The sequence below is a fragment of the Mesorhizobium sp. M7A.F.Ca.CA.001.08.2.1 genome, from assembly GCF_003998455.1.
Classification (GTDB): Bacteria; Pseudomonadota; Alphaproteobacteria; order Rhizobiales; family Rhizobiaceae; genus Mesorhizobium; species Mesorhizobium ciceri.
Genome location: NZ_RZPW01000248.1, coordinates 1 through 8039, shown reverse-complemented (window position 1 = coordinate 8039; position 8039 = coordinate 1). Strand labels below are relative to the sequence as shown.

Here is an 8039-nt window from a genome sequence, read left to right as displayed (position 1 = left end):
GCTGAGGGGCCGCAATGGCGGACATCGCTCCCATGAGCTGGCCGCCCGAATCCTTCGACGCCGCCCGTATTATTCCCTGTGCGATGCCCCAGCAGAACGTGCCCAGAACGATGAGGAGCAGGCCCCTGAATTGGCCGACCGATTGCGGCAAGCCGACAACGAGCGCCACGCCCGCGAGCGAGAGCGCGATACCGCCTAGCCGACGGCCGTTCATGCGCTCTTGGCCGATCGCCCAGGCTGCCAGGACGGCGAAGGGAACCTGGGACTGGACTGTCAGGACCGCCATCGTCGAGGGCACGAGGGCAATGCCGCTGAATATGAGCGCGCTCTGCAGGCTTCCTCCGAGCGTTGCCGCGGCGACCAGCGCCCACAGCGGCGTCTGCCGCCTGCCCGATGGCCGGAACAGCGCGAGTGCCGTGACCGCATAGACGATCGCCATCAGGAACATGGGAGGAAAGGTCAGCATGGCGGGTTTGGCGATCGTGTAGGCGATCGCCCACAGCGCGGGAGGCAAGGTCGCCAACGCGACGTCGCGCGGTCTCATGGCGCGCTCGCCCGGTCGCCGAAACTGCAGGGCGGTTCAGTTGCCATCAGTTGCCCCCAGACAAACGACAGGCGACGGATGCCTGCGGTTGCGCTCATAGTCTGCCTGCCGCGTCCCGTCCGCCATTCTGTCTGCGGCAGGACGCGCCTCAGATCGACCGCTGGTTCACCCGCTTGGCCACTTCTTCGGCGCTCTCGACGCGCTCGGAATAGCGATCCGTCAGGTAGCTGGAACGGTCGCGCAGGAGCAGCGTGAACTTCATCAGCTCCTCCATCACATCGACGATCCGGTTGTAGTACGATGACGGCTTCATGCGGCCTGCCTCGTCGAACTCGGCGAAGGCCTTTGCAACCGACGACTGGTTCGGGATTGTGAACATCCGCATCCAGCGACCGAGGATGCGGAGCTGGTTGACGGCGTTGAAGCTCTGCGAGCCGCCTGAAACCTGCATGACGGCGAGCGTCCTGCCCTGCGTCGGGCGTACGCCGCCCATCGACAGCGGCAGCCAGTCGATCTGCGCCTTCATCACTCCCGTCATGGAGCCGTGCCGTTCCGGAGAGCACCAGACCTGGGCCTCGGACCAGATGGACAGGTCCCGCAGTTCCTGGACTTTGGGGTGATCGGCGGACGTCGAATCCGGCAGCGGCAGGCCCGAAGGATTGAAGATGCGCACCTCGGCGCCCAGCCGGCGAAGGATCCGCGCCGCCTCCTCGGTGACGAGCCGGGAATAGGAGCGTTCCCGCAGCGAGCCATAGAGCATCAGCACGCGGGGCCTGTGGATCGAACGCGGCGCGTCGAGCAGCGCTTGCAGGTCGATCGGCCGGAACTGGTCTTCGTCCACGTTCGGCAACGAGCCTTCGGCCACCTGATCCCGGTCAGGCAATGCGCTTGCCCCTGGTGTCGACGACGACCTCGCCATCCTCTTTGACGAACGGCCCGATATTGGGGTTGGACAGGATGTCGAGAACCGCCTCCGAAGGCCGCGCGAGAACGACGCCGAGACGCGTCACCACGATCGGCCGATTGATCAGGATCGGATGCGCCAGCATAAAATCGAGGATCTCGTCGTCGGTCCACTTGGGATTGCCCAGATCGAGTTCAGCGTATGGCGTGCCCTTCTCGCGCAGTAGATCGCGGGGTTTCTTTCCCATCGCGGCAATCAGTTCGATGAGCTTTTCGCGTGATGGCGGGTTCTTCAGGTATTCGATCACTTGCGGCTCTTCGCCGGACTGGCGGATCATGGCCAGCGGGTTGCGCGAGGTGCCGCAGTCAGGGTTGTGGTAGATCGTAACAGTCATTCGGCAGCCTTCATCTGTCTGATTGGTTTCGTCTCAGCGAGCAGCCAGCCCGCGAGCGCCATCGCGAGCAAGGCCCCTAGCAATTCGGCGGCAATGAAGCCCGGAAGGTCGACCGGACGGATGCCGGAAAACGTGTCGGAAAAAGCGCGAGCGACCGCGACGGCCGGGTTGGCGAAGGAGGTCGAGGCGGTGAACCAATAGGCGGCCGTTATGTAGAGCCCGACCAGCCAGGGGATCGCGTCGGAGCGGAAACGCAGCCCTGCCAGGATGGTGAAGACAAGGCCGAAGGCGGCGACCGCCTCCGCAAGCCACTGCCCGGTTCCGGTCCGCACCGTCGCGGAGGCCTGGAGGATCGGCAGCTCGAACATGGCGTGGGCCAAAAAGGTCCCGGCGATGCCGCCCGCGATTTGTGCGATGACATAGGCAAGCGCCGCGTTCGCCTCTATCTCCCGGCGGAGCGCGAACACCAGCGTGACTGCGGGGTTGAAATGCGCCCCCGAGATCGGTCCCAGTATGGTGATCAGCACCACGAGGATCGCCCCGGTCGGCAGTGTGTTGCCCAGCAGCGAAACGGCGACGTCGTGCGTCAGCTTGGCGGCCATGATGCCGGAGCCGACCACGGTCGCGACCAGCAGCGCGGTTCCCAAGGCTTCCGCGACGACGCGGCGTGGCAGGTCGTTCGCCATGAGGTTCAGCCCGCCTTCGGCAGGTTGCGGCCGATCTCGTCCAGGCGCTTCTGCAGCGCGAGCTTGTCGACCATGTTCATGGGCAGGCTGACGAAGATCGAGATGCGGTTGTTGAGCATGCGGTAGGCCTCGGCGAAAGCCAGGTGCTTTTCGGCGTCGGTACCCTCCACGTCTGCCGGATCTGGCACGCCCCAGTGCGCCGTCATCGGCTGTCCCGGCCAGACCGGGCAGGATTCGTTGGCTGCATTGTCGCAGACGGTGAAAACGAAATCCATTTTCGGCGCGCCGGGGACCGCGAACTCCTCCCAGTCCTTCGAACGGGCGAAGGAGGTGTCGTAGTTGAGGGTTTTCAGAAGCTGGAGCGTGTAGGGGTGGACCTCCCCTTTGGGGTGCGAGCCCGCCGAATAGGCTTTGAACTTGCCAGCGCCGACGCGGTTCAGGATCGCCTCCGCGAGGATGGATCGCGCCGAATTCCCCGTGCAGAGAAACAAGACATTGTAGATTTGATCGCTCATGGGCTCCTTCCTCAGCATTTGCAGGTTACCGCCTGGATCACGGGCTGACAGAGCTCCGGCGCGCCGTTGCAGCAGTCTTCCATGAGATAGGCGAGCAGGTCGCGGAAGCCCGTCATGTCTGCGAGATATCGGACTGTTCGGCCGTCACGCTCAGCGCGGACCAGACCAGCATGGTCGAGGACCTTCAGGTGCGCCGACATGGTGTTCTGCACCGTATCCAGTCGCGAAGCGATTTCGCCGGCGGGCACGCCATCTGCGCCTGCCTTGACGAGCAGGCGGAAGACCTCGAGCCGGGTGTCTTGGCCGAGTGCCGCCAATGCGAGAAGAGCCGACTTTTTATCCATGTATCCATAAATCCGGAATTAAGGGTACGTAACGCCAACATATGACAGCAACATGACGATAGGCAAGCCCGACGATCACGTTTTGCCGCGTCGGGATCGGTTGACGGTATCAGGATGCCTAGAGGCGACAAGGACCGCGAGAGCGCGGACGTAAAGGCAATCGCGGAAGCCAAGCTGCTGGAGATCGACAGGAAGATCGCCGAACTGGTCGGACTGCGCGGACTGCTTCATCACCTCGTCGAGCATTGCCAGGGAGATGACAGGCCGGACTGTCCAATCATCGACGAACTGGCAGGACCAGGCAATGGCGCAGTGAGGGCGACGGGGGGCTGATCGAGCTTCTTTATTGTCTTGACGGAAATCTGCGGCGAACTAATTCACCTCGCTCACCTCGCAACCGCGGCGCGCACCCGGGTCTCGCGGAATAACCGCTATGATGGGTGGTTCAAGCATGTGGATGATGGGCGGCATGGCCGTCATCTCGATCCTGGCGTTCATTGCCTTTTTGCTGGCGATTGCGCCGCTCGTCAAATACCTTCGAAGCTGAGGCCGAAATAGCTTGCATCAAGGGACGGGCACGCCTGCGGCCACGGACCCTGTGTTTCGGGGCACCTCCCTCACGCCCCGAGCAGTTTCACCCCAACGCCCTGCGCACCTTCGTCGATTAAGACCACTCCGGCCGATTCCAGCGCCCCCTGAATAGCGATCAGGTTGTTCAGATTGGGCGTTCGCTTCCCCTTTTCGAAATCTGCGATCGTGTTTCGATGAACATTTGCGGCCTTGGCGAGCTCAGCCTGATCCAAATCCAAGAGGGCACGCCCCGCCCGGCATTGCATGGGCTTCAACAAAGACGCCGGACATTGTGAAAAATGCTTCATATTCTCCTCAGAATCACATGTCATTGGAGATGTCGTATCTAGTGCAAAAACTAGAGGACTCGGGCCGCGTCTGCAAGGACTTGCAAGGCGACGCGCAGCATGGTGGTCGCGAAACAGAACTAGGTCCAAAACGGCTCGTAGCGCAGCAGCGTGCCGTTTGTGATCTCGGCCGCGTCAGGCGGCAAGAGCGCAATCCCATCGGCCAACGCGATCGCCATCAAATTGGCCGAGGACCCACGTTCAAGCATCTCCAGCACGGGTTCACCCGTTTCGGTGCGGCTGGATATGCGGACGGGCACGAACTCGGTTCGGCCTTGCCGCTTTTTGCAGCTGAAGCCAGCCACCGCCGAGAACCATTGCGGCTGGGTCTCCGCGAGGCCAGCCAGCTTTCGCAAGGCAGGCAGGACAATCTGCCGGAACGCTATCAGGGCGGCGTTGGGATTGCCTGGCAACCCGGCAAAGACCGTGTTCCTGATCCTTCCGACCTTCAGCGGCTTGCCCGGCCGCATCGCCACCTTGAGGACGTCGAGGTCGGCGCCATGAGCCTGAACGGCCGCGACCATATGGTCTTCCTCGCCTGCCGAAACCCCGCCTGTGGTGACCAGGGCGTCACAGGACGCGACCGCGCGGGCAACAACGTCCGCGAGGAGACCCAGGCTGTCAGGGACCATGCCGAAGTCGACTATTTCCGCCCAAGGACAGGCCGCCAGCAACGAGCGGAGCATGATCCGGTTGGAATTGTAAATCTGGCCGTGCTCGAGCGGTTCACCCGGTTCTTTCAATTCGGTTCCGGTTGAGAGCAGTCCTATCCGTACCTTTCGAAGCACCTGGACATCGACGATCCCCACCGCCGCCAGCAAGGTTAGGTCTCTCGCGGATAGGCCCTTGCCCCGCTTTACCAGTTCCGTGTCGGCGCCGACGTCCTCGCCAGCGAGACGGATGTGACGGCCACGACGGGGCCGCTCGTACATCGTGACAGTATCGCCAGCTCGCTCACAGTGCTCTTGCGTGACCACGGCGTCGAAGCTCGACGGAACGGGTGCTCCCGTGAATATTCTGAGTGCAGTTTGTGGGTCGAGGTTCTCAAGGGCGCGTACGTCGCCGGCGACCACCCGTTCAGCCACGCGAAAGGTCCAAGGCCCTTCCCCATCGAAATCCGCCGTTCGAACGGCAAACCCGTCCATGGCCGAATTGTCGAACGGAGGCAGCGAAATAGGCGAGCAGACATCGGCCGCGCAAACCCGTCCCAATGCTGCGGCAAGCGAGACTGTTTCCCTGTATCGAACAGGTTTGGCGAGCGCGACGGCTTTGGCCACCGCCGTATCGAACGGGATAGCTTCGCCACCCTGCCCGGCGGAGCAGTCGGCCTTCAAGACAGGCTTCGCGGCGTGAAACACGATCGCTCCTCCCCTGCGTTGTTCTCGAAACGCAACGGCCTAGGTTTTCTAACCTGACACACTCTTGAGATAGGCGAGGACGTTCTTGACGTCGTCGGGGTTCTTGAGGCCAGGAAACCCCATTTTGTTCGTCGGCACTTTCGCCTTGGGATTGGCCAGATATTCCGTCAGGTTCGGCTCGTCCCACACCAGGCCCGCTGCACCCGCGTCCTTCATGGCTTTCGAATACGAATAGCCCGGGACGGTCCCCGCTGTCCGGCCCACGACGCCTTTCAAGGTTGGCCCGACCTTGTTCGCGTCAGTATCGGCGTTGTGGCAGGCGGCACACTTTTTGAACACCGTCTTGCCAGCCTCGACATCCTGGGCCTGGGCGATCGGCGGCAGTAACGCCAAAACCATTGTGGCGCTGACGAGCAGATATTTCACGCGAGAACTCTCCGTTGACGATTGAAGACACGGCTAGCTGCCGCGAGCCGGTTAGCCCGCGGCAGAATACGTGGCTCAGCCCGCCTGATATTCCGTGGACTTGAAGGAAAGGTGCTTCACGCTTTCCGGAGCATCCGAGATCTTGCGGATGTTCGCCCACGTCTGCTTGTAGTTGGGCAGGATCAGTTCGTTCGTGCCCGCATTGATGACATTGCCCACCACACCCGTCGGGAAACCGAACAGCATGAAGGTTTCGCCCTTCCTCGCGGTCGGAGTGGGATAGACCATCGCCTGCGTCGAGCCACTCTCGTTGTAGACTTCGACGAGATCGCCGTTTTTCAGTCCCAACTCGCCCATGTCATCGGGGCTCATCTGGATGAACGGATAGGGGAACCGATCCATGACGAACTCGCTGTTCTGGTCGAGGAACGCGTTCTGCCAGACGATGTTCGCGCGGCCGTTGTTGATGAGGAACTTGTTGTTCTTCTTCTGCTCCTCCTTGCCAGGCGCCTGCAGGCCACGCCATGCGGCTTCCATGAAAGTCGCCTTGCCATCCTTCGTGCCGAACTTGCCGTCGGTGTAGAGCCGTTTCGTGCCGACGATCTTGCCGCCCTCGAACCCTGTCGACGGTTCCTGGAAGCCGTTGTTGCCCATGGCGCGGAGCCGCTCGTAGGTGACGTTCTCGCCGCCTTTGGCGTTCTGATGATACCCGTCCATGAACGCGTCTTCTTCGGTCTTCCAGTCAAATCCCTTGAACTGGTCGGCGTACTTGGCGTCGCCCATCTCGCGAAAAACGCGCTCAAGATTTTGAGCGATGCCTGCGGCGATGAGGCAGTCCGGCTTGGCGTTGCCAGGCGGATCCATGTAGCGCTCGACCAGCCGCATCCTGCGCTCGCCGTTCATGGAGGTCAGGTTCATCTCGCCGGATTCCGCCGCTGGCAGCCAGACGTGGCTCGCCGCGCCAATCTTCGACGGGATGATGTCGACGTCGACAGAGAACAGGCCTCCGGCCTTGATCGCGTCGGTGATCGCCTTAACCATCGCGTCACGGTCGCCGTAGGGCACGGCGTTCATCGCGTCCTTTACGATGTCGGTGCGCTTTTTGTAGACCATGTTGAACTGGTGGGCGTTCAGCGTGGTCTTATAGTGGTCGCAGGCCCAAATGTGGTGAACGCCGCCCTTGCCTTCGATCAGCAGCTTGTCGACATAGGCGGCCGGCTTGCCGACATGCGCGTCCGAGGGACGGACGTAGCCTTCCTGGTGGCCGCCCATGCGCACGCAGCCGCCGCCTTCGCGGCCGACATTGCCTGTTGCCAGCGCCACGTTAACGAGGGCCGCATTGGTGCGGTAGTTGTCGTTGCCCCAGATCAGGCCCTTTTCGTAGGCGATCATCGTGCGGCGGCGCTTGCCTTCCTTTGGCTCGGCTATCCAGGCGGCCGACTGCTTGATCTGGTCAACGGTCAGCCCGGTGATCTTCGCCGCGTCCTCGAGCGAGGTCTTGTTGGCGGCGACCGCCTTGTCGAAACCCGTGGTCGACGCGTCGATGAAGGCCTTGTCGACCCAGCCCTTGGCGGCGATCTCCGTCAGCCACGCGTTGAACAGCACCATGTCCGTGCCGGAGTTGATGGCAAGGTGCATGACGTTGTCCTTGCCAGCTTCGGCCTCGGCGGCGTTGACCGAAACCGTGCGGCGCGGGTCGACGAAGATGATGCGGCCGTTGGCGTGAGGCTCGTCAGGAAGCTGCGCCTTCTTCTTGTCCATCGAAGTCCCGCGCAGGTTCGGAATCCAGTGGTTGAGGAAATAGTTGGTCTGGGTTTCGAGCGGGTTGTTTCCGACCGAAACGATGGTGTCGGCCAGTTCTGCATCCTCGTAGCAGTTGTTGAGCTCGCCAACGCCCATGTCGCGGGTGGCGTGGACTTCCGAGTTGTAGGCGGGGCGGGTGTGGGAGCGG

The 8039-nt window shown here is 62.3% G+C and carries 10 protein-coding genes and 1 pseudogene; 1 reads left to right on the top strand and 10 read right to left on the bottom strand.

The window, feature by feature from the left end; translation table 11 throughout:
* From EN914_RS16430 to EN914_RS16405, 6 genes are all read right to left on the bottom strand, one after another.
* A partial coding sequence (locus EN914_RS16430) for a DMT family transporter (RefSeq protein WP_164778758.1) occupies nt 1-544 on the bottom strand: 544 nt, incomplete at its 3' end.
* 148 nt (nt 545-692) lie between these two features.
* Nucleotides 693-1409 carry an arsenical resistance protein ArsH gene (gene arsH, locus EN914_RS16425; protein ID WP_024505028.1) on the bottom strand — a complete coding sequence of 239 codons (717 nt, stop codon included), beginning with the start codon at nt 1407-1409 and terminating at the stop codon, nt 693-695.
* Nucleotides 1410-1419: 10 nt separating this feature from the next.
* Nucleotides 1420-1842, bottom strand: coding sequence for an arsenate reductase (glutaredoxin) (arsC, locus tag EN914_RS16420; RefSeq protein ID WP_127389159.1), 423 nt, complete (start codon nt 1840-1842; stop codon nt 1420-1422).
* On the bottom strand, nt 1839-2528 hold the full coding sequence (locus EN914_RS16415) for an MIP/aquaporin family protein (protein ID WP_024505030.1): 690 nt from the start codon (nt 2526-2528) through the stop codon (nt 1839-1841). The genes arsC and EN914_RS16415 overlap by 4 nt, the downstream gene beginning before the upstream one ends.
* A gap of 5 nt (nt 2529-2533) precedes the next feature.
* Complete coding sequence (locus EN914_RS16410) at nt 2534-3043, bottom strand: arsenate reductase ArsC (RefSeq protein WP_024505031.1); 510 nt, start codon at nt 3041-3043, stop codon at nt 2534-2536.
* An 11-nt stretch (nt 3044-3054) separates the two neighbouring features.
* Nucleotides 3055-3387 carry a helix-turn-helix transcriptional regulator gene (locus EN914_RS16405; protein ID WP_024505032.1) on the bottom strand — a complete coding sequence of 111 codons (333 nt, stop codon included), beginning with the start codon at nt 3385-3387 and terminating at the stop codon, nt 3055-3057.
* Between the two features lie 126 nt (nt 3388-3513).
* Here EN914_RS16405 and EN914_RS16400 point away from each other — a divergent pair.
* Nucleotides 3514-3720: pseudogene (locus EN914_RS16400) on the top strand (MerR family DNA-binding protein); the annotation flags it as partial.
* A 284-nt stretch (nt 3721-4004) separates the two neighbouring features.
* Here the strand turns inward: EN914_RS16400 and EN914_RS16395 are convergent.
* From EN914_RS16395 to EN914_RS16380, 4 genes are all read right to left on the bottom strand, one after another.
* Nucleotides 4005-4265 carry a helix-turn-helix transcriptional regulator gene (locus tag EN914_RS16395; RefSeq protein WP_081714407.1) on the bottom strand — a complete coding sequence of 87 codons (261 nt, stop codon included), beginning with the start codon at nt 4263-4265 and terminating at the stop codon, nt 4005-4007.
* Between the two features lie 119 nt (nt 4266-4384).
* Nucleotides 4385-5581 (bottom strand): gephyrin-like molybdotransferase Glp, encoded by a 1197-nt coding sequence (glp, locus tag EN914_RS16390; RefSeq protein WP_245467609.1) that lies wholly within the window; start codon nt 5579-5581, stop codon nt 4385-4387.
* Nucleotides 5582-5710: 129 nt separating this feature from the next.
* A complete protein-coding gene (locus EN914_RS16385; RefSeq protein WP_032899593.1) occupies nt 5711-6061 on the bottom strand; it encodes a cytochrome c family protein in 351 nt (116 codons plus the stop codon).
* 102 nt (nt 6062-6163) lie between these two features.
* Nucleotides 6164-8039: arsenate reductase (azurin) large subunit (locus EN914_RS16380; protein WP_127389158.1), on the bottom strand; the 1876-nt coding region annotated here is incomplete at its 5' end.

What these genes read in the sequence shown, in the direction of transcription:
- EN914_RS16410 (WP_024505031.1), bottom strand. Translation starts at nt 3,043, where the DNA reads ATGAGCGATCAAATCTACAATGTCTTGTTTCTCTGCACGGGGAATTCG.
- EN914_RS16385 (WP_032899593.1), bottom strand. Translation starts at nt 6,061, where the DNA reads ATGGTTTTGGCGTTACTGCCGCCGATCGCCCAGGCCCAGGATGTCGAG.
- EN914_RS16405 (WP_024505032.1), bottom strand. Translation starts at nt 3,387, where the DNA reads ATGGATAAAAAGTCGGCTCTTCTCGCATTGGCGGCACTCGGCCAAGAC.
- EN914_RS16415 (WP_024505030.1), bottom strand. Translation starts at nt 2,528, where the DNA reads ATGGCGAACGACCTGCCACGCCGCGTCGTCGCGGAAGCCTTGGGAACC.
- EN914_RS16395 (WP_081714407.1), bottom strand. Translation starts at nt 4,265, where the DNA reads ATGAAGCATTTTTCACAATGTCCGGCGTCTTTGTTGAAGCCCATGCAA.
- arsC (WP_127389159.1), bottom strand. Translation starts at nt 1,842, where the DNA reads ATGACTGTTACGATCTACCACAACCCTGACTGCGGCACCTCGCGCAAC.